Here is a 20,481-nt window from a genome sequence, read left to right as displayed (position 1 = left end):
CGCTCAATAGATGTAAGAAAAACAGAAATTTTTCACTAATTAAATTTTAACTACCTGTTTTTAAAGGTGTTTATGAAAAAGGGTAGGCCAGCATGGCCTACCCTTTGTCGTTTTGGACCGCCTTGTGGTGTCAGCCGGTTCTGCCACAATGCTCATCAAGGACAAGGGAGGCAAGGATGTCCCCCAGGCAGGATGCAACGGGATGCAGGTTGGTGCGCCGGGTGAAACAGTGATGTAAGTCCTGGCAAGGACAGCACCAAAGGAAGTTGACACAGGGAGTGGTCAAGAGGAAGTGCTTGGAGCGGGCGGCCTACGGGCCGCCTTTTTTTATGCCTGCCGCAGGCATAAAAAAACCAGCGCAGTCGCTGGTTTCTAAAAGGTGTGCAATGGCGACTCGATTCGCGCATCACTTACCGTTCAAGCTTCTCCAGCTTGCCGCTTTTGCCATCCCACTCCTCGGCATCGGGCAGCGGGTCTTTCTTCTCGGCAATGTTGGGCCACACTTCTGACAGTTCCGCGTTGATTTCAATAAACTGCTCTTGTCCCTCGGGCAGTTCATCCTCCGAATAGATTGCCTCGGCAGGGCATTCCGGCTCGCAAAGCGCACAGTCGATACACTCGTCCGGGTGGATCACCAGAAAATTGGGGCCTTCATAAAAGCAGTCGACCGGGCAGACTTCTACACAGTCGGTGTATTTACATTGGATGCAGTTCTCGGTAACGACAAACGTCATCTTGCTATCCCTCTTGCGGGACCAAGGGGACGCCCTTGGTCGTGGTCAATCGTGAATGGTTATAAATCAGCCGTTTTTTATAAGCTAAAAAGTATGGGCGACATTCTAGAGGTGCCCTAAGGCCGCGGCAAGCGCCGTGGCGATGTTCTGTTACGCGAATTAAAGCAGCTCGCGCCATTGATATAGCAGCGACAGAGCCTCTCGTGGCGATAAACCATCCACATCCGCGTTTTCCAGCGCCTCCACCACCGGGTGAGGTGCGCTGGCAAACAAATCATTCTGTTGAGGTGCGGCCGTTTGAGACAGCGGCATTTGACGCTGTTCCTCAACGTCGCGCTGTTCAAGGGTAACCAGCTTTTCACGCGCCCGCTGGATGACCTGGCTGGGCACCCCGGCGAGTTGGGCGACCTGCAAGCCGTAACTCTGGCTGGCGGGCCCTGACTCGATACGGTGCATGAAGACGATATTGTCGCCATGCTCGGTAGCGGTTAAGTGAATATTGGCCACGCCGTCGGCCTGGTCGGGTAGCCCGGTCATTTCAAAGTAGTGGGTCGCGAATAGCGTCAAGGCGCGGGCACTGGCCAGATGCTCTGCACTTGCCCACGCCAGTGACAGACCATCAAAGGTGCTGGTGCCGCGGCCGATCTCGTCCATCAGCACCAGGCTGTGCTCGGTGGCATTGTGCAGGATATTGGCGGTCTCGGTCATTTCGACCATGAAGGTCGAGCGTCCGCCCGCCAGGTCATCCGAAGAGCCGATGCGGGTAAAGATACGGTCGACGGGGCCTATTTCGGCAGCGTCCGCCGGGACAAAGCTGCCGCTGTGGGCCAGCAGTGCAATCAGCGCGGTTTGCCGCATGTAGGTTGATTTACCCCCCATGTTGGGGCCAGTGATAATCAGCATGTGCTGCTCGGGGGTGAGGGTCACATCGTTGGGCACGAAGGGATGATCACTCACCTGCTCGACCACCGGGTGACGACCGGCGTGGATGGTCAGACCGGTGGCCTCCACCAGGGTTGGGCGTACCCAGTTGAGTGCTTCGGCGCGTTCGGCAAAGGCGCACAGCACATCCAGCTCGGCCAGCGCCTGGGATGTCCGCTGCAGTGCGTTGAGATCCTCGTTGAGCTCGTTGAGCAGCTGGTCATAAAGCCACTTTTCCCGGCTTAGCGCGCGGGATTTCGCCGACAGCGCTTTATCTTCGAACTCTTTAAGCTCGGGGATGATAAACCGCTCGGCATTTTTCAGCGTCTGGCGGCGAATATAGTCGGCCGGGGCCTGCTGGGCCTGGGCCCGGGGCAGTTCGATAAAGTAGCCATGCACGCGGTTATAGCCGACCTTCAGGTTGGCAAGGCCGGTGCGCTCGCGCTCGCGCTGTTCCAGTTGAACCAGATAGTCGCCGGCGTTCTCGGCCAGGCCGCGGTGTTCATCCAGCTCAGCGTCGTACCCCTGGGCGATGACGCCGCCGTCGCGGATTACCACCGGCGGATTGTCGATCAGCGCTCGCTGGAGCGTATCGGTTATCTCCGGGTAGGGGCGAATATGCGGGCGCAGGCTATCCAGCAGGCTGCCGTTTTCGACCTCACCCAACTGCTGCTCCAGCGTGGGCAGCGTGGCCAGGGCATCGCGCAGACGCGCCAGGTCACGTGGACGGGCGCTATACAGCGCCACCCGGGCAAGAATACGTTCGACGTCACCCACGTCGTTCAGGGTATCGCGGATGGCCAGGTAGTTGGCGTCCAGGCTTAATAGCGCAACGCCTGCCTGGCGACCCTGAATGACGTCGCGTTGGCGCAGCGGTCGATTCAGCCAGCGCTTCAGCAGGCGCGAGCCCATTGCCGTTGTGCAGGTATCCAGAACGCTTGCCAGGGTGTTGTCAGTCCCGCCCCCGAGGTTGATATCGATTTCCAGATTGCGTCGGCTGGCGGCATCGATCACCACCGCGTCGTCACGGTTCTCGACGCTGATGGCCGTCACGTGGGGCAGGCGTGAGCGCTGGGTGTCCCGCGCGTAGTCGATCAGCACGCCGGCGGCGACCAGCGCTGTGGTCAAGTGGGCGCAGCCAAAGCCGCGTAAGTCCTGCACCTCGAACTGGTCGCACAAACTGCGCGTCGCACTCTGCAGGTCAAACAGCCACTCCCCCTGGCGGCGCAGGCCACGGGTCTGCGACCATGCGTCGGGCAGGGTAAGGCTTTCGGGGACCAGCAACTCAGCCGGCGATAACCGCGTCAACTCGGCCAGCATCTCGGCTTCACCGTCGACTTCCAGCACGCTAAAGCGGCCGCTGGAAAGCTCAAGCCAGGCCAGCCCCCACTGTTCGTTGCCGGGCGCAACGGCCACCAGTACGTTATCGCGCCGGGCGTCCAGCAAGGCCTCGTCGTGCAGGGTGCCGGGCGTGACAATACGCACAACCTGGCGATCAACGGGGCCTTTGCTGGTAGCCGGGTCGCCAATCTGTTCGCAGATGGCAACGGATTCGCCAGCGGCGACCAGGCGTGCCAGGTAGCCTTCGGCACTATGATAGGGCACGCCCGCCATGGGGATGGGCTTGCCGCCCGACTGGCCGCGCTGGGTCAGGGTGATATCCAGCAGCGCAGCAGCGCGCTTGGCATCGTCGAAAAACAGCTCGTAAAAGTCCCCCATTCGGTAAAACAGCAGTACCTCGGGGTGCTCGCGTTTGATCTTCAAATATTGCGCGATCATTGGCGTGTGCGCGGGGCTGGCCTGTGACATGGACGTCCTAATTGAGCGGGGCGCAAGCGCGTGGAACTTGCTGCCTGTTCTTTGAGCAACTGAAACACAGTATTCTACGCTGAATTGATGACGCACATGAAGGAGCGACGATGTCACCCAGTGTCTCAAGCTTGATGAATCTGGATTTATCCCTGCTAGCCCAACGCCTGGGGCGCCTGTGCCAGCAGGCGCAACTGGAAGTGACCGCGGCCGAGTCGTGTACCGGCGGCGGCATTGCCAGCGCGATCACCTCGGTGGCGGGCAGTTCGGCGTACTTCACCACCGGCTACGTCACCTACGCCAATGCGGCCAAGACGCGTCTTCTGGGCGTGCCGGAAGCCACGCTGGACACCCATGGCGCGGTCAGCGACGTCGTGGTCAAGGCCATGGTGGCGGGCGCCTGCCGTGAAAGCGGTGCCGGGCTTGCGGTGGCCGTCAGCGGCGTCGCGGGTCCTGACGGCGGTAGCGAAGACAAGCCCGTGGGGACTGTCTGGCTGGCGTGGGGCAATGCGGACCAGCAGCAAGCCGAGCGGTTTGTTTTTCCCGGTGACCGTCAGGCCGTTCGTGAGCAGGCCGTGCGCCAGGCACTGGCAGGGCTGATAGTGCGTCTGGCGGAAAAAGTGGGTGACGGCAGCGAGAAATAATCGCGCGAAACACTAGCTGAGGATTTGTTTAGCGGCTAATCTTTGGCATACTACTGGCTAATTATACAGCTTATGATGAGGATTGACTGAATGGCTCAGGATGATAATCGCACCAAGGCGCTCAACGCTGCGCTCAGCCAGATTGATCGCCAGTTTGGCAAAGGCACGGTCATGCGGCTGGGCGACGCTCCCCGCGTTGTCATGCCGTCGGTGTCCACCGGCTCGCTGGGTCTGGATATCGCCCTTGGTATCGGTGGCCTGCCGTATGGCCGGGTGGCTGAAATTTTCGGCCCGGAGTCCTCGGGTAAGACGACCCTGACCCTGTCGGTGATTGCGCAAGCCCAGAAACAGGGCAAGGTCTGCGCATTCGTGGATGCCGAGCATGCGCTGGACCCCAGCTATGCTGAAAAACTGGGGGTCAATCTGGACGACCTGCTGGTGTCTCAGCCGGATACCGGCGAACAGGCGCTGGAAATCACCGATATGCTGGTGCGTTCCGGCGGTGTCGATGTGATCATTATCGACTCGGTGGCGGCGTTGACCCCACGTGCTGAAATTGAAGGCGAAATGGGCGATGCCCACGTTGGCCTGCAGGCACGCCTGATGTCGCAGGCGCTGCGCAAGATCAGCGGCAACATCAAGAATGCCAACTGCCTGGTGGTGTTCATCAACCAGATCCGCATGAAGATCGGCGTGATGTTCGGCAGTCCCGAAACGACCACTGGCGGTAACGCACTGAAGTTTTACTCAAGCGTGCGGCTGGACATCCGGCGCACGGGGTCGGTGAAAGTTGGCGACGAGGTCACCGGTAACGAAACCCGCGTTAAAGTGGTCAAGAACAAGGTGGCGCCGCCGTTCCGTCAGGCCGAATTCCAGATTCTCTACGGCAAAGGCATATACCACGCCGGCGAAGTCGTCGATCTGGGCGTGCAGCAGAACCTGGTAGACAAAGCCGGTGCCTGGTACAGCTACAAGGGTAAAAAGATCGGTCAGGGCAAGGCCAATGCGGCCCAGTACCTGGAAGAGCACCCTGACGTCATGGAAGAGATCGAAAGCCAGATTCGCGCCCAGCTGCTTGCCCAGCCCGAGCCGAAGAAAGAAGAAGCTGCCAAGAAGGAAGAAGCGGCTGACGCGAACGCCGAAGACGATCTGCTCTAAGTCGCGGGCGTCAGCATGTTCCCATCGTCCCACGAAGCCACCCCCCGCGAGGTGGCTATCCAATTGCTGGCGAGGCGCGAATACTCGCGTACCGAGCTGGCGCGAAAGCTGGAACAGAAGACGTTTGCTGCTGAGGATATCGACGCCTGCCTGGACGCCCTGATCGAGCAGGGCCTGCAGTCGGATGAGCGATTTGCCGAAAGCTTCATTCGGTCGCGAGTGAATCGAGGGCAGGGCGTTATTCGCATCAAAGGCGAGTTGCGCCAGCGTGGTGTCGACCAGGAAATCGCCACGGCAGCGTTTGCGACCGTTGAGGAACGCGAGGCCGTCGACTGGTTTGAACTGGCCCGGGACACCCTGGCGCGGCGCTTCTCATCGCCTGGCGCTACCCCTAAAGAACGGGCTAAACGCGAACGTTTTCTGGCGATGCGGGGGTTTGATTTTGACCAGATTCGCTACGCATTAGACTGCTTGTAGCCTGCTTTGCCGGGCGATTTAGCCTCCTTTCTGATAGCTCTGCCACTAACTGCGGCTTTAGTCGTTTGACAACTGCGCTATAATGGCGCTTTTGCGACCCCAGCGGGTAGCGGCGACAGCGCCCTGGGGCATCACGCTTTATTGTTACGGATACCCTATGAAGAGCGCAGAGATCAGACAGGCCTTTCTATCCTTCTTCGAAGAACACGGGCACACCATCGTACCCACGAGTTCGCTGGTGCCGGGCAACGACCCGACGCTATTGTTTACCAATGCCGGCATGGTGCCGTTCAAGGACGTTTTTCTGGGTCGAGACCCGCGCCCCTACGTGCGTGCCACCTCGGCGCAGCGTTGTGTTCGTGCGGGTGGCAAGCACAACGACCTGGATAACGTCGGCTATACCGCGCGCCACCACACCTTCTTTGAAATGCTGGGCAACTTCAGCTTTGGTGACTACTTCAAGCGTGATGCCATTCGTTTCGCCTGGACCTTTCTTACCGAGACCCTGGGGTTGCCCAAGGACAAGCTGTGGGTAACGGTACATATCAGCGACGACGAAGCCGAACGCATCTGGAAAGATGAGATCGGTATCGATCCTGAACGTTTTTCCAAGCTCGATGAAGATAACTTCTGGCAGATGGGCGATACCGGCCCCTGTGGCCCCAGTTCCGAAATTTTCTTTGACCACGGTCCCGAGGTCTGGGGTGGCCCGCCGGGAAGCCCGGAAGAGGATGGCGACCGCTACATCGAAATCTGGAACCTGGTGTTCATGCAGTTCGATCGCGACGCCGAAGGAACGCTTAACCCACTGCCCAAGCCGTCCATCGATACCGGCATGGGGTTGGAGCGTGTCGCGGCCGTCATGCAGGGCGTACACTCCAACTATGAAATCGACCTGTTCCAGAACCTGCTCCAGGCCGCCGCAAGCGCCACTGGCTACGCGGATACCACCGCGCCTTCCTTGCGGGTGATAGCCGATCACATCCGTTCCTGCGCGTTCTTGATTGCCGATGACGTACTGCCGTCCAATGAGGGGCGTGGCTATGTACTGCGCCGGATCATTCGTCGAGCGATTCGCCATGGCCACAAACTGGGGGCGACAGAGCCGTTCTTCCACAAGCTGGTGGACGCACTCGATACGGAAATGGGCGATGCCTATCCCGAGCTGCGCGACGCAAGCGATCAGATCACCCGTGTCCTGCTCAAGGAAGAAGAGCAGTTTGCCCGGACACTGGACCACGGCATGGGGCTTTTAAGCGCGGCACTCGATAACCTGCAGGGCGACGTATTGCCGGGCGAGACGGTGTTCAAACTCTATGATACGTACGGGTTCCCCTACGATTTGACCGCCGATGTGTGCCGCGAGCGCGAGGTCACGCTGGATGAAGAGGGCTTTCACCGTGAACTGGAAGCCCAGCGCGAGCGTGCCCGCGCGGCCAGCCAGTTTGGCGCCGACTACAGCGCTTCCATCGAACTGGACGGCGAAACCACCTTTACCGGCTACGACCGGCTGGAAGACCAGTCCAGCGTGACCGCTCTGGTGGATACTGAAGGCAATGAATTGGCAGCACTGGAAGCGGGGCAGAAAGGCGTTGTCGTCCTTGATCGCACCCCCTTTTACGGTGAATCGGGCGGTCAGGTCGGCGATACCGGTTACCTGCATGTCGACGGTGGGCGCTTCCAGGTCACCGACACCCAGAAACAAAGTGGCCACCATCTTCACCAGGGGATCATGGTCGAGGGCACGATGAGTGTCGGGGCCAAGGTGCGCGGCGAGGTGGATGCGAGCCTGCGTAATGCCACTGTTCGCAACCACTCGGCGACTCACCTGCTGCATCAGGCGCTACGCATGGTGCTGGGCGACCATGTGCAGCAAAAGGGCTCATTGGTTAATGCCGAGCGCCTGCGTTTTGACTTTAGCCACTTCGAGCCCATGACCGCCGAGCAACTGGCCGAAGTGGAGCGGCTGGTCAACGAACAGATCCTCGCCAACGCGCCGACCAAAATCGAGCAAATGAGCCTGGATCAGGCCAAGGCCAAAGGGGCTGCGGCGTTGTTTGAAGCCAAGTACGCCGACAACGTCCGCGTGCTGACCATCGGTGAAGATGACTTCTCGATTGAGCTGTGCGGTGGTACCCACGTGGCGCGCAGCGGCGACATCGGTTGTTGCCATCTGGTCAGCGAAGCAGGCATTGCCTCGGGCGTGCGCCGCATCGAAGCGATTACCGGCGAAAATGCCCTGGCATATTTCCGCGAACAGGAGGCCCGTGTCCAGCGGCTTGGGGAGCGGCTGAAGACCAAGCCCGAGCAGGTTGAAGCGCGCGTCGAAGGGCTGGTCGAACGCAATCGCAGTCTGGAAAAAGAACTTGAGCAACTCAAGGCCAAGCTTGCCAGCGCCGCCGGTAGTGACATGCTCAGCCAGGCGCAGGACGTTAACGGCGTTAAACTGCTGGCGACCCAGCTGGACGGGGTATCAGGTAAAGAGCTGCGCGGCGTACTCGACCAGCTGAAGAACAAGCTGGGCTCGGGGGTGATCATTCTTGGCGTTGCCGATACAGACACTGGCAAGGTCAGCCTGATTGCTGGGGTCACCAAAGACCTCACCGACCGGGTCAAAGCGGGCGAACTGGTTAACCACGTGGCCTCACAGGTTGGGGGCAAAGGTGGTGGTCGCCCGGACATGGCCCAGGCCGGGGGTAGCCAGCCCGATGCCCTCCCCGGTGCGTTGAACAGCGTACCGGCATGGTTGGAAAACACGCTTAGCTAAACAGACAGGCCGGTGGCATTATTTGCTATCGGCTTTTTTCTTCATACATGTCCAAACCACAGGAAAACGGCATATGGCATTATACGTACAGAAGTTCGGCGGCACCTCGGTGGGCTCTGTCGACCGTATCAAGGCCGTGGCGGAAAAGGTCAAAGGTTTCCGCGACCAGGGCCATCAGGTAGTCGTCGTCGTCTCTGCGATGAGCGGGGAGACCAATCGCCTGACCGATATGGCCCAAGCGCTAAACAGCGACCCCGCCCCGCGCGAGATGGACATGCTGTTGTCGACCGGTGAGCAGGTGACGATTTCCCTGTTGGCGATGGCGCTGCAGCAGGCAGGTGTGGCGGCAACGTCGCATACCGGTGCCCAGGTGGGTATCCATACCGATAGTGCCTATACCAAGGCGCGCATCCAGCGCATCGAAACCGAAGACCTGAGAGCCGACCTCGACGCCGGTCAGGTTGTCGTGGTGGCGGGCTTCCAGGGTGTCGATGAAGACGGCAACATCACCACGCTGGGTCGTGGCGGTTCAGATACCACCGGTGTGGCCTTGGCGGCAGCACTGGGCGCCGATGAGTGCCAGATCTACACCGACGTCGACGGCGTGTACACCACCGACCCCCGTGTCTGTTCCAAGGCGCAGCGTCTGGAAAATATTACCGTCGAAGAAATGCTCGAGCTATCAAGCCTGGGCTCAAAAATACTGCAAATTCGCGCGGTCGAATTTGCTGGCAAATACAACGTTCCCCTGCGGGTGCTGTCGAGCTTTGAAGATGGCCCCGGTACCCTAATTGTTGCTGAAGCAGACAAAGACGAGGATTCCATGGAAGAACCGCTGATCTCCGGTATCGCCTTTACCAAAAACGAAGCCAAACTGACCCTGCTCAACACGCCTGATGTGCCGGGTGTTGCCTCACGTATTCTGGGCCCGATTGCCGACGCCAATATTGAAGTCGATATGATCGTTCAAAACGTGGCCCCGGCAGGCGATTACACCGACTTCACGTTTACTGTGGCCAAGGGTGATTACAAGGCCACCAAGAAGCTGCTTGAAGAGACGGTGATTCCAGGCCTGGGCGGCGGTGAATTGCGTGGTGACGACAACATCGCGAAAGTATCGCTGGTGGGTGTCGGTATGCGTTCTCACGCGGGCGTGGCATCGAAAATGTTTCGCGTGCTGGCTGACGAAAACGTTAATATCCGTATGGTGTCGACCTCCGAGATTAAAATTTCGGTAGTGATTGACGAGAAACATATGGAGCTGGCCGTGAATGCCTTGCACAAGGCATTCGGCCTGGATAAGTCAGATATCGAATCTGAATAACATTAACGCCTTATACCTTCTACGCTGAAGGGTACTTGCTGCCGTGTGGTGGTGAGCTTTCTTTCAACGGGAGGTTAAGGTGTCATGGAGCCGGTGCCTTTGGTGGCAGGGGGTAGCATGCCGCATAATGGCATGGTACCGCTGCCGGCGGACACATCCCGTTGTATATAACGTCTGAGAAGGAGATCAGCCATGCTCATCCTAACCCGCCGTGTCGGCGAAACCCTGATGATCGGGGATGAAATCACCGTCACCGTACTAGGTGTGAAGGGTAACCAGGTTCGTATCGGCGTCAATGCGCCTAAAGACGTGGCGGTTCATCGTGAAGAGATATACCAGCGTATTCAGCGCGAACGAAGCGGTGAAAGTGAAGCCGAATAAGCGCTGTTTGATGGTGCGATAGTGCCGCGTTTTACGCGTAAGGTAAGGCCGGCGCGAAAAAAATCCGAGCAGGGCTGGACAACTTCCTGCCAAATCGGTAATATTCGCGCCGTGCCGTTAAGGAGAGGTGGCCGAGTGGCTGAAGGCGCTCCCCTGCTAAGGGAGTATAGGGTTTATAGCCCTATCGAGGGTTCGAATCCCTCTCTCTCCGCCAGCCGCACACCAAGGTAAGCGCCCGTAGCTCAGCTGGATAGAGTATCTGACTACGAATCAGAGGGTCGGAGGTTCGAATCCTCCCGGGCGCGCCACCTTTTTAGATGTTGTTTTACCTATATAGCAAACGTGGAATAGCATCCACGCGCCCGTAGCTCAGCTGGATAGAGTATCTGACTACGAATCAGAGGGTCGGAGGTTCGAATCCTCCCGGGCGCGCCAGATTCCAAACCCGTCCTTTTCAAGGGCGGGTTTTCTGCTTTCTAGACAGGCTCAAGTGCCACGCGCTTGAGTCTCGTGCTCGTTTAGCGCCCCACTTCACGGTAGGGCGCTTTTTTTATGCCGGTTCGGCCATCCGGGTTGGCAGCACAAGGCTATCAAGCAGGGTGTCCAGATCGGTAATCCGCTTGACGCGCTGAAAGTGAAGGTTGGCTTCCGCGTTGCCTTGGCGCATCTGTGCAAGCCACTGCTTAACGAGCGATACCACCACTTTCTTCGGCAACTGTTGACGCTGACGATGAGCGTATTGCTTGAGAACGTTGGCGCGCATTGACCAGGTGGTGTCGGCCAGGCGCTCGCCGGTGCTCTGCCAGTGTCGTATCCTGGGCGCCAGCCAGGGATCGGCCAGGGCGCTGCGTCCCAGCATGACATCACGGCATCCTGAGAGCGTGCGCGCTTTCCAGTAATCTTCCAGGGACCAGATATCCCCATTGGCCACCACGGGCAGTGAAACGCGGTGTCGGATCTTGGCGATCCACTCCCAGTGAGCGGGTGGCCGGTAGCCTTCGTCACGGGTACGCCCGTGAACGACGAGCCGTGCGGCGCCGCCGGCTTCAGTGGCCTGGGCGCAGGCAACGGCCAGGCGGCGGTCAGAAAACCCCAGGCGGATTTTTGCCGTCACGGGAATTTCGCCGTCGAGGGCGCAAGCAACCGCTTTCACGGCCTGATAAACGCGCTCGGGCTGGCGCAGCAGCGATGCGCCGCCGTCGTGACGGTTGACGAGCTTGGCCGGGCAGCCGAAATTAAGATCAATGCTGCGCGCCCCGAGTGCCAAAGCCTGGCGGGCATTGGCAGCGAGAGCCACCGGGTCGGCGCCCAGGAGTTGCAGGTGAACAGGAATGCCGCTGGGTGTGGCAACCTGATCGCGGGCGAGTTCAGGGCAGTGTTTGTAAAACACCCGAGGGGGTAAGCGGGCATCGACGACACGCACAAATTCCGTCACCGTCCAGTCAAACCCGGGCCTGACCGTCAGCAGCTCGCGCGTGACAGCATCGATCACACCCTCCATGGGGGCTAGTCCGATTTCGCCTTTATGTAGTAAATTAACAACCATGACTTACACCATCGCGCCATTGCATTCTTCAGGGGGTGTGGCAGGTTAGTGTATTCCCAGCATTGCGCCAAGCGTCAATGAGCGGTCGCGTTGATGGTCTTATTGGCTACCAGATAGGAGAAGCCTTATGCAGGACCCGGAATTATTACACGAAGGCCTGGGGCTTATGGCGTTAGGCATGGGGGTTGTGTTTGTTTTTCTTGCGATTTTAGTTTTTTTGCTGACCTTGATGTCAGGCGTTATCCGGCGTTTTCAGCCTGCCCCCGCGCCGGTTGCGCCTGGTGGTAGCGCCAAGCCTGCCTCCCCAGCAAAAGGGCAGGGCGATGAGACGCTTGCCGTGATTAGTGCTGCAGTGCACCGTTATCGCTCGAAAAGACGTCGTTAACTTTCATCTTTTGTTGGGGTGCTCCGCGCAAACCTCATAATTTTTTGTTATTTTTACTACAAATAAACATTCCTTGACTACGAGCCAAGCCATGAACGAAACAAAAAGACCACTAGGCATTACCGATGTCGTGCTGCGCGACGCCCATCAGTCGCTGTTTGCTACCCGCTTACGTCTAGCCGATATGCTGCCGATTGCCGAAAAGCTGGATAAGGTCGGCTACTGGTCGCTGGAAACCTGGGGGGGCGCGACCTTCGACGCCTGCATCCGTTATCTGGGTGAAGATCCCTGGGAGCGCATTCGGGCACTCAAAGAGGCGATGCCGAACACACCGCAAGCGATGTTGCTGCGCGGCCAGAACCTGCTGGGCTATCGCCATTACGCCGACGATGTGGTCGATAAATTCGTCGAGCGCGCCAAAACCAACGGTGTCGATGTATTTCGTGTCTTTGATGCCATGAACGACCCGCGCAATCTGGAGCGCGCCATCAAGGCGGTTCGCCAGGTGGGCGGTCATGCGCAGGGGACTATTTCTTATACGGTTAGTCCGGTACATACCCTGGATAGCTGGGTCGACCTCGCCAAGACCATCGCGGCCATGGGTGCGGATTCGTTGGCTATCAAGGATATGGCGGGTCTACTCACGCCTTACACCGCGTTTGAACTGGTCTCGCGTCTCAAGAAAGAACTGTCGATTCCCGTACACCTGCACTGCCACGCCACCACGGGGCTTTCCACCTCGACCATTCTCAAGGCGGTCGAGGCGGGCATCGATAACGTTGATACCGCCATTTCGTCGATGTCGATGACTTACGGCCACAGCCCCACTGAATCGGTGGTGGCGATGCTCAAGGACACCGATCGCGATACCGGGCTCGACCTTGAGCTGCTGGAAGATATTGCCAGCTATTTCCGTGGCGTGCGCAAGAAGTACGCCGCCTTTGAAGGCTCCCTGCGTGGCATCGACTCGCGGATTCTGATCGCCCAGGTACCCGGCGGCATGCTGACCAACATGGAAGGCCAGCTCAAGGAGCAGGGCGCGGGCGATAAGCTCGACGATGTTCTCACCGAAATCCCCCGCGTACGCGAAGACCTGGGCTTTATTCCGCTGGTCACGCCGACTTCGCAGATTGTCGGCACCCAGGCAGTGATGAATGTCATGATGGAGGAGCGCTACAAGTCGATTTCCAAGGAAGTCCAGGCGTTGCTCAAAGGCGAATACGGCGCCGCACCTGCGCCCTTCAACAGCGAGCTGCAACAGCGCGTGCTGGAAGGCAGCGAGCCGATTACCTGCCGCCCGGCGGATAATCTCTCGCCGGAAATGGACAAGCTGGCCAGCGAACTGAAGGACAATGCCAAGGCCGACGGCATTCGCCTGGCCGACGGCGATCAGCAAGTCGACGACGTGCTGACCTACGCGCTGTTTCCGCAGATTGGCCTCAAGTTCCTCAAGAACCGGGATAATCCCGACGCCTTTGAGCCCGAGCCCCAGGCAGCCGAGGCGGAAACGGCCAGCGGGCCTGCCAAAGGGGAAAGCAAAGCGCCTGCCGCCAGTAACGGCCCGGAAACCTATACCGTCAAGCTCAACGGCAAGGCGTTCGTTGTGGAAGTCGCCGAGGGTGGTGACATCAGCAACGTGCAAGAGCAGGCAGGTGCATCTGCCACCGCTGCCAAGGAAGAAGCACCGGCCCCCAGCGGCGAGGCAATCACCGCCCCGCTCGCTGGCAACATCTTCAAGGTCAATGTTCGCCAGGGCGACACCGTCGAAGAAGGTGACGTGGTGATTATTCTCGAAGCGATGAAAATGGAAACCGAAGTGCGCGCCAGCAGTGCCGGGACCGTTTCGGCTGTTAGCGTCAGTGAAGGCGACAGCGTTGTCGTTGGCGATACGCTGATCGAACTTTAAGGACCTCGCATGGATAAATTACTGACCCTATGGCAAGGCTCCGGGCTTTATAACCTGGAGCTGGGCCAAGCCGTGATGGTGATGGTGGGCCTGTTACTGCTCTATCTCGCTATCTACAAGAAATTTGAGCCACTGCTGCTGGTGCCGATTGGTTTTGGTGGCATTCTCGCCAATATTCCGGAAGCCGGTTTGGCGCTGTCCGCTCTTGAACAAGCGATTGATGTGGGGCGCCCCGCCGTGCTGGAGCAGCTTGCTTCGGCGTTGGGGGGCAGCCTCGACACCCAGGCGAGTATCGAGAGCTGGCGCACGAGCCTTCAACAGATGATGGCCAATGGCGCAGCCGAACAGCTTGCCACCGCAAAAGCCGTGGCCAATGGCGCGGGCTATGGCGATGGTTTGCTGTACATGTTTTACACCGTGGCGATTACCTCAGGCATTGCACCGCTGATTATCTTCATGGGCGTTGGCGCAATGACCGACTTTGGGCCGCTGCTGGCCAATCCGAGAACGCTGTTTCTCGGCGCCGCCGCGCAGTTCGGGATCTTTGCCACCCTCTTCGGGGCCGTACTGCTGTCGTCGATGGGCTGGATGGATTTCTCGCTCAACCAGGCGGCTGCCATCGGCATTATCGGCGGTGCAGATGGTCCGACTTCGATCTACGTCTCGAGCATGCTGGCGCCTGAACTGCTGGGTGCGATTGCCGTGGCCGCGTATGCCTACATGGCGCTGGTGCCGTTGATCCAGCCGCCGATCATGCGCCTTCTGACCTCCCAGAAAGAGCGCGAGATCACCATGACGCAGCTGCGACCGGTGTCGAAGCTCGAGAAGATTGTGTTTCCGCTGCTGCTGTTGATCCTGGTGGCGTTGTTTCTGCCCGATGCGTCGCCGCTGCTGGGGATGTTCTGCTTTGGCAACCTGATGCGCGAATGCGGCGTGGTCGAGCGGTTAAGCGACACGGCGCAAAACTCCCTGATCAACATCGTGACGATCATGCTCGGGCTTGCAGTGGGCTCCAAGCTCATGGCCGACAGCTTCCTGGCGGTGGAAACGCTGGGCATCATGGCGCTGGGGATCGTCGCCTTCGGGATTGGCACCACGGCAGGCGTGCTGATGGCCAAATTGATGAACCTGGTGAGCAAAATGCCGATCAACCCATTGATTGGCGCGGCAGGCGTTTCGGCGGTGCCCATGGCCGCACGTGTGGCCAACAAGGTGGGACTCGAATCCAACCCGCATAACTTCCTGCTGATGCACGCCATGGGGCCCAACGTGGCCGGGGTGATCGGCTCGGCGGTAGCCGCCGGGGTGATGATCAAGTACTTGGGTTAGGCTAAAGGGCCTCGCCCATAGCAAAACGGCCGCACCCTTGAGGGCGGCCGTTTTTTTGCTTAGTCGTTGATGACCTGCGTGGTAATGGACTGCTTCAGGCGGCTTTCCAGAGGTGTTAAGTCAAGCTCGCAATCACTCGGCCAGCCGATGGTGAGCGCCACTCCCTTTCCGTCATACTCGGCGTTGACCACGGGAATGGCCTGTTCGTCGCACCACCCGCGGGCAACGGATTCGTCGGCGAAGGAAAAGCGCACCCGGTAGTGAATGCGTTGGATGATTTCCCGGGTGCCAAGAGTGTCGAGTGCCTTGTTTACCGCTTGGGCATACGCCCGGGCCAGCCCGCCGGTACCCAATTTGGTACCGCCAAAGTAGCGGATGACCACGCAGCCGATTTCGCCTAGCTGACTACCTTGCAGCGAGTGAAACATGGGCCGACCGGCGGTGCCGCCGGGCTCGCCGTCATCGGAAAAGCCAATCTGCTGTTGCTCGCCCGGGGCGCCGGCAATGTAGGCCAGGCAGTGGTGGCTCGCACTGGGGTGTGCCTGTTTGGCGGCCTTTGCCAATGCTTCCACGGCGTCAAGCTCAGGGGTATGGGCTATCCAGGCAATGAAACGGCTCTTCTCAACCTCGATCTCGTCAATATGCCAAGTGCCTGGCGGCAGTTGGGGGACGCGATAGCGCATGATTATCCCGGCAATTTAGTGTGTCACGGGATGATGCTCAATTCCCATGAACATGCCAAGTACCTGAATATCGCGATTATGCAAAAACACTTCGGGGTGCCGGGCATCATCCAGCCACAGGCGTACGCCCGCCCGGCTGATGGATAGCTGCTTGAGGGCGAGGCTTTGCTGATTGATTTCGGCGATAACCGTCTCGCCCTGACTGTCGTCCTGATAGCGCCGAATCACGATGACGTCGCCATCGAACAGGTTGCAATCGGCCATCCGGTTGCCGCGTACCTTCAGCGTATAGGTGTTACGGCGAGTCATTCGCGCTGCTGCCGACGGGATTGAATAGGGGGGTGGCGTTGGGCGAGTCGTCGGTATTGCGGCGTTCATCGACATGTTCATCGGCTTTCTCCAAATCAGCGCCCGGTCCCTAGGCAAGATCTATCGGTAGACACGATACGGTTGTTAGGTTTTTACATGTTCTTTCATGGCTATGTTGGTATCTGTTGTTGGTCTGCGCCTATCGCTGCGCGAAACCACGCCTCCTCTGCTGGCTTCGCGGTTTCAAACAGCCGCCGCCATGCCAGGTAATTGGGTAAGTACGCGGTCCCCACCCCATGAAAGCGCGCCATCCAGCCCTTCAATCGGCTCATATAGCTATTGACGTTCTGAATGTGGTATTCCTTGCCGAGCACTCGCTGATTATCGAGTGTGATCAGTCGATGATGAGCAATGCCGTGGTCGGCAGAGAAAGTCCTATACCAGCTGTGCCCGTCCGAACATAAAATCGAGTCACGGTCGATGATCGGTAAAAGGAATTCATGAACAGTGGATTTCTGGAGCGCCGGTTCCACCAAATCACTGATCTTTCCGTTTCGGTCTCTCGCAATAAGCACTTGAATCTTTTGTTCTTTTTTCTTCATACTGCCTTGCCCGCCGCGCTTTCGAGGTCTGCGGTGAGTGATCTTGCGCTTCCCTTTGCAGGACTCTAGGAAGACGGTTTCGTCTACCTCGATGATGCCGGATAGTGGGTTGGCGTTGTCTTGAGCACTCCTTTTCAGGAAGCGATGTCGCCAGTGGAAAGCCGTTTTCAAATCGATGCCTACTCGGGCCGCCGAGACGCGTAACGTCAGGCTGTCTCGCATGCAACGTAGGTAGTCGAACCATTTGTCGCGGTGCTGCAGTTTGGCCAGAGGCGTGCCTGTCAGGGCGTTGAACGTCTTGTGACAATCGGGATTCCGGCACCGATATCGCTGTAGGCCACCGCTGCGTCCCCACTTGGCAGGGTGTTCACTGCCACAGTGCGGGCATGGAAGGTGAGGTCTGACGGTTTCGAGCAGGGTGTCCGCTTGGGAGCTTATTTGACCAAGTAGCTGATCTGCAAGGTATTTTTTGAGATCAACAGGGAGAGAAGCCAGGGTCTGCTCAAGGGCTATGAGGTCTGCTTGCTTCATGGTGTGCTCCAGAGGCAAACTGCATATACAGTAGTTTATACAGTATTTTTGAAGCACGCCAACAGCAGATACCAACATAGCCTTACTTATACAGCCACTATGTGACGATCGCGTTGGCGGTACTCGACCATTTCCACATTGAGAGCGCTAACTGGGTCGGCACGTCGATGGGCGGTTTGCTCGGCATGCTGCTGGCCGCTGATGAAAACACCGCGCAGCGAATTCGCTGCCTGGTTCTCAATGACGTAGGCCCCGAGCTGGACAGCCAGACGCTGGCCGAAATGGCAACCTACTTTAGCGTGCTCAAACGTTTTTTGACGCTCAGTGAGCTACAACAGGCACTTGAGCAACATTACCAGGGGTTTGGTGACCTCAGCCGCTTTGAGTGGCAGCAGATGGCACTAAGCAGTGCCCGCCGGCTGCCTGATGGCAGTTGGAGCTTTCATTACGATCCCCGCATAAGCGAGCAGTTTGTTCACGATACGCCCCGCGACACATGGCGCGACTGGCAGCAAATCCGCTGCCCGCTAATGGTTATTCGGGGTGAACATTCCACGCTACTTCGTGCCGGGAGTGTAGAACGCATGCAGGTCGACCAGCCGCATATGGAAACGCTTGAGGCGCCGGGATGTGGCCATGCCCCTATGCTCAACAATGATCAGCAGGTGGCTCCCCTCAAGCGCTTTCTGAGCCGCTATGGCGACATTGCCTCTCCCCAGACAGCTACCCCGGGGCAGCGGATCAGTCGTTGGTGGCAACGTCTGATCCACCCTCGCGGCTAAAAATGATAGTTGATCAGCGCACCACCCATCACTTGGGTCTTGTCACCCACGTCATCCACGATCGGGCTGTCCGCGGCATCGCCTGTTAACCGCGTCACGCCGAGTAACCCCGTTACCGACCAATCGCGGGTCAGGTAATAGCTCAGGCGGCTGTTCAGCCCGTAACGGACATAGCCATCGTTCGGGCGGTAGATGGCTAGCCCTGAGCGCGCACTTTCTGCTGGCGAAATGCCGAACATGTCGCGAGTCCAGTCATCGCTTGAGTAGGTCAACTCAGGACCAATCGAAAACGCCATTTGCTGAGACAGCATGGTGCGCCAGTTGACTTTCAGGTCAGCTTCATAGCCGTCTACATCGCCGCCTAGAGGAGCTTTCGTCGCGGCTTCCAGCCCCCACGGGCCGTTTGAATAGCGGACACGTACGCCCGCCGCTGCACCATCGTCTACCTCGTCAAGGCCGCTTAGCTCGCCATCGTTATCACGCCCCGGCAGGTAGGTGATGAACGGTGAAACCTTCCAGTTTCCCTGGCGAAGTAAATTCCAGCCAATACCATCACGGACACTGGCATAAAAGGTATCACCATAGGTAACGCTGGCACTTGGCCAGCCACGCGTTTCATTTTTGTCGCTACCCAGATAGTCGGGAACGCTAAATACACCGGCGCCAACGCTGCCTTCCCACTGGGCCAAAGCGCTACCCGATGCAACCATCAGCAACGTGGATAGCGTAAAATATGATAGGGCAGATAGTCTCGATCTCATGGTTAAAACCCACTGTTATCATTTAGGTTTGGAAGCAATGCCTTAACCAACCAAAGGCCGTCTTCCTTGACGTAAGCAATCAGCGACAAATCCTGACCAGGAATGGCCAGCTGCAAATGAATTGACGATCAGCGTGGCGCAGGAGCCACGCCTAACATACATTTATGTATGTAAGCTAGCATTCGCCTTCATTTCCGTCAATTTAACTTCTCCCACCGAATCAACGCTACCACCGAGACAATCAACGACAGAACGGCCTTCTTGCAACAAGATCGTGCACAGCCCACAAGCGTGCCCCTCAGTGGTGCAGCCCTCACCGAGCAAGCCTTGCGATGGCTGATTCTCACCACACCACTGGAAAATATAAATTCGACCTTAAAAAAAATAAATCAATGAAATAAATCGATTTTACGATTTTCTCAGCCCTCCAGTTAATAAATTGGCATGCCAAATGCAGCACCCTGACAACGAGCTCAGCGCCTGCAATACCCAGATCCAATCGAAGAGCTAACTCAAAAAGCTAACGCAAAGGGCTAAAGACTAAAGGACTAACACTGGACATTCAGGCGCGGCGTTAATCAACCGAAAATGACACAGGAAAACCTATTCATGTCATATCTAATGCCAAGTGAGTTTGTTACCAAGCTGGTAGACCAGGGTGAAGCGAAAGTCTATATGGGCACCCGGGATACGCTTATTCGCGCCTTCATGGCGGGGGCCACCCTGGCGTTGGCGGTTATTTTCGCCATTACTATCGCCACCCAAACAGGTAATTTCCTGATTGGAGCGCTGCTCTTTCCCGTGGGCTTTGTCATGCTCTACTTGATGGGTTATGACCTGCTCACCGGGGTTTTCACGCTGGTTCCAATCGCCTGGCTCGATAAACGACCCGGGGTCACCCTGCCACGGATGCTCAGGTGCTGGGGGCTGGTAGGACTTGGTAACCTGGGGGGCGCCTTGTTCATTGCCACGTTTGGCTATATGAACTTCACCATGGGCGGCACTGAGGAAATCAACGCCGTCGGCCAGACCATGATGTCTGTCGGTGAAAGCCGTACTGTGGGTTACCAGGATGCTGGCCTAGCCGGTTGGATTGTGCTTTTCCTGAGGGGCATGTTCTGCAACTGGATGGTTTCCATGGGGGTTGTGGGTGCCGCCATCTCGACAACGGTATCCGGCAAGATCATGGCCATGTGGATGCCGATCATTGTGTTCTTCTATCTTGGCTTCGAGCATTCCGTGGTCAACATGTTCCTCTTCCCGATTGGCCTGATGATGGGCGCTGAATTTACGCTGTATCAATACATCATGTGGAATGAAATCCCCACGGTTCTGGGTAACTTGGTCGGTGGTCTGACATTGGTCGGTCTGGTTCTTTACACCACCCACGTGCGTACCCAGCCCAAGAAAAATTTATCTTGATCGAGATCCA

The 20,481-nt window shown here is 58.0% G+C and carries 18 protein-coding genes and 3 tRNA genes; 14 read left to right on the top strand and 7 right to left on the bottom strand.

Annotated features, from left to right (window positions below; translation table 11 throughout):
- Positions 1-410: 410 nt before the first annotated feature.
- On the bottom strand, positions 411-734 hold the full coding sequence (gene fdxA / locus B7L15_RS10410; protein WP_066321307.1) for a ferredoxin FdxA: 324 nt from the start codon (positions 732-734) through the stop codon (positions 411-413).
- A gap of 159 nt (positions 735-893) precedes the next feature.
- Entirely contained in the window at positions 894-3,464 is a 2,571-nt protein-coding gene (gene mutS / locus B7L15_RS10405; protein WP_085918909.1) for a DNA mismatch repair protein MutS, read from the bottom strand.
- 110 nt (positions 3,465-3,574) lie between these two features.
- Between mutS and B7L15_RS10400 the strand changes: the two genes are divergently transcribed.
- From B7L15_RS10400 to B7L15_RS10360, 9 genes are all read left to right on the top strand, one after another.
- The gene (locus tag B7L15_RS10400) at positions 3,575-4,108 is read left to right on the top strand and encodes a CinA family protein (RefSeq protein ID WP_085918908.1); all 534 of its coding nucleotides are present in this window, start codon (positions 3,575-3,577) and stop codon (positions 4,106-4,108) included.
- A gap of 90 nt (positions 4,109-4,198) precedes the next feature.
- Positions 4,199-5,266, top strand: coding sequence for a recombinase RecA (gene recA, locus B7L15_RS10395; protein ID WP_066321310.1), 1,068 nt, complete (start codon positions 4,199-4,201; stop codon positions 5,264-5,266).
- A 15-nt stretch (positions 5,267-5,281) separates the two neighbouring features.
- On the top strand, positions 5,282-5,743 hold the full coding sequence (locus B7L15_RS10390; RefSeq protein WP_085918907.1) for a regulatory protein RecX: 462 nt from the start codon (positions 5,282-5,284) through the stop codon (positions 5,741-5,743).
- A gap of 157 nt (positions 5,744-5,900) precedes the next feature.
- Complete coding sequence (alaS, locus tag B7L15_RS10385) at positions 5,901-8,510, top strand: alanine--tRNA ligase (RefSeq protein ID WP_085918906.1); 2,610 nt, start codon at positions 5,901-5,903, stop codon at positions 8,508-8,510.
- A gap of 73 nt (positions 8,511-8,583) precedes the next feature.
- Positions 8,584-9,834, top strand: coding sequence for an aspartate kinase (locus B7L15_RS10380; RefSeq protein WP_085918905.1), 1,251 nt, complete (start codon positions 8,584-8,586; stop codon positions 9,832-9,834).
- A 192-nt stretch (positions 9,835-10,026) separates the two neighbouring features.
- A complete protein-coding gene (gene csrA, locus B7L15_RS10375; protein WP_066321318.1) occupies positions 10,027-10,215 on the top strand; it encodes a carbon storage regulator CsrA in 189 nt (62 codons plus the stop codon).
- Positions 10,216-10,336: 121 nt separating this feature from the next.
- Positions 10,337-10,429: transfer RNA gene (locus B7L15_RS10370), tRNA-Ser, on the top strand.
- Between the two features lie 17 nt (positions 10,430-10,446).
- Positions 10,447-10,523, top strand: a tRNA-Arg gene (locus tag B7L15_RS10365).
- Positions 10,524-10,573: 50 nt separating this feature from the next.
- Positions 10,574-10,650: transfer RNA gene (locus tag B7L15_RS10360), tRNA-Arg, on the top strand.
- Positions 10,651-10,765: 115 nt separating this feature from the next.
- Here B7L15_RS10360 and B7L15_RS10355 read toward each other — a convergent pair.
- Positions 10,766-11,716, bottom strand: a complete 951-nt coding sequence (locus B7L15_RS10355) for a tRNA dihydrouridine synthase (protein ID WP_085918979.1) — start codon at positions 11,714-11,716, stop codon at positions 10,766-10,768.
- Positions 11,717-11,888: 172 nt separating this feature from the next.
- On the opposite strand from B7L15_RS10355, the gene B7L15_RS10350 reads away from it, so the two are divergent.
- The 3 genes from B7L15_RS10350 to B7L15_RS10340 all read left to right on the top strand — a co-directional run bounded on the left by B7L15_RS10350 (position 11,889) and on the right by B7L15_RS10340 (position 15,381).
- The gene (locus tag B7L15_RS10350; protein ID WP_085918904.1) at positions 11,889-12,146 is read left to right on the top strand and encodes an OadG family protein; all 258 of its coding nucleotides are present in this window, start codon (positions 11,889-11,891) and stop codon (positions 12,144-12,146) included.
- A gap of 91 nt (positions 12,147-12,237) precedes the next feature.
- Complete coding sequence (gene oadA / locus B7L15_RS10345; RefSeq protein WP_085918903.1) at positions 12,238-14,052, top strand: sodium-extruding oxaloacetate decarboxylase subunit alpha; 1,815 nt, start codon at positions 12,238-12,240, stop codon at positions 14,050-14,052.
- A gap of 9 nt (positions 14,053-14,061) precedes the next feature.
- A complete protein-coding gene (locus B7L15_RS10340; protein WP_085918902.1) occupies positions 14,062-15,381 on the top strand; it encodes a sodium ion-translocating decarboxylase subunit beta in 1,320 nt (439 codons plus the stop codon).
- Positions 15,382-15,440: 59 nt separating this feature from the next.
- On the opposite strand, the gene B7L15_RS10335 is transcribed toward B7L15_RS10340, so the two are convergent.
- The 3 genes from B7L15_RS10335 to B7L15_RS10325 form a co-directional block, all read right to left on the bottom strand.
- The gene (locus B7L15_RS10335) at positions 15,441-16,064 is read right to left on the bottom strand and encodes an IMPACT family protein (protein WP_085918901.1); all 624 of its coding nucleotides are present in this window, start codon (positions 16,062-16,064) and stop codon (positions 15,441-15,443) included.
- Positions 16,065-16,079: 15 nt separating this feature from the next.
- Positions 16,080-16,373, bottom strand: a complete 294-nt coding sequence (locus B7L15_RS10330) for a LexA family protein (RefSeq protein ID WP_085918900.1) — start codon at positions 16,371-16,373, stop codon at positions 16,080-16,082.
- A 170-nt stretch (positions 16,374-16,543) separates the two neighbouring features.
- Positions 16,544-17,506: an IS1595 family transposase gene (locus B7L15_RS10325; RefSeq protein WP_139839344.1), complete on the bottom strand. Its 963-nt coding sequence runs from the start codon at positions 17,504-17,506 to the stop codon at positions 16,544-16,546.
- A 101-nt stretch (positions 17,507-17,607) separates the two neighbouring features.
- Between B7L15_RS10325 and B7L15_RS10320 the strand changes: the two genes are divergently transcribed.
- Positions 17,608-18,288 (top strand): alpha/beta fold hydrolase, encoded by a 681-nt coding sequence (locus B7L15_RS10320; protein ID WP_085918898.1) that lies wholly within the window; start codon positions 17,608-17,610, stop codon positions 18,286-18,288.
- Here B7L15_RS10320 and B7L15_RS10315 read toward each other — a convergent pair.
- Entirely contained in the window at positions 18,285-19,049 is a 765-nt protein-coding gene (locus B7L15_RS10315; protein WP_085918897.1) for a MipA/OmpV family protein, read from the bottom strand. The two genes, B7L15_RS10320 and B7L15_RS10315, sit on opposite strands and share 4 nt — an antisense overlap.
- Positions 19,050-19,658: 609 nt before the next feature.
- Here B7L15_RS10315 and B7L15_RS10310 point away from each other — a divergent pair.
- Positions 19,659-20,471: a formate/nitrite transporter family protein gene (locus B7L15_RS10310; RefSeq protein WP_085918896.1), complete on the top strand. Its 813-nt coding sequence runs from the start codon at positions 19,659-19,661 to the stop codon at positions 20,469-20,471.
- The last annotated feature ends 10 nt before the right edge of the window (positions 20,472-20,481 follow it).

Source organism: Halomonas sp. CSM-2, from assembly GCF_002119345.1.
GTDB lineage: Bacteria > Pseudomonadota > Gammaproteobacteria > Pseudomonadales > Halomonadaceae > Vreelandella > Vreelandella janggokensis.
The sequence above is the reverse complement of the archived record's forward strand: the minus strand, read 5'-3'. Positions and strand labels throughout refer to the sequence as shown.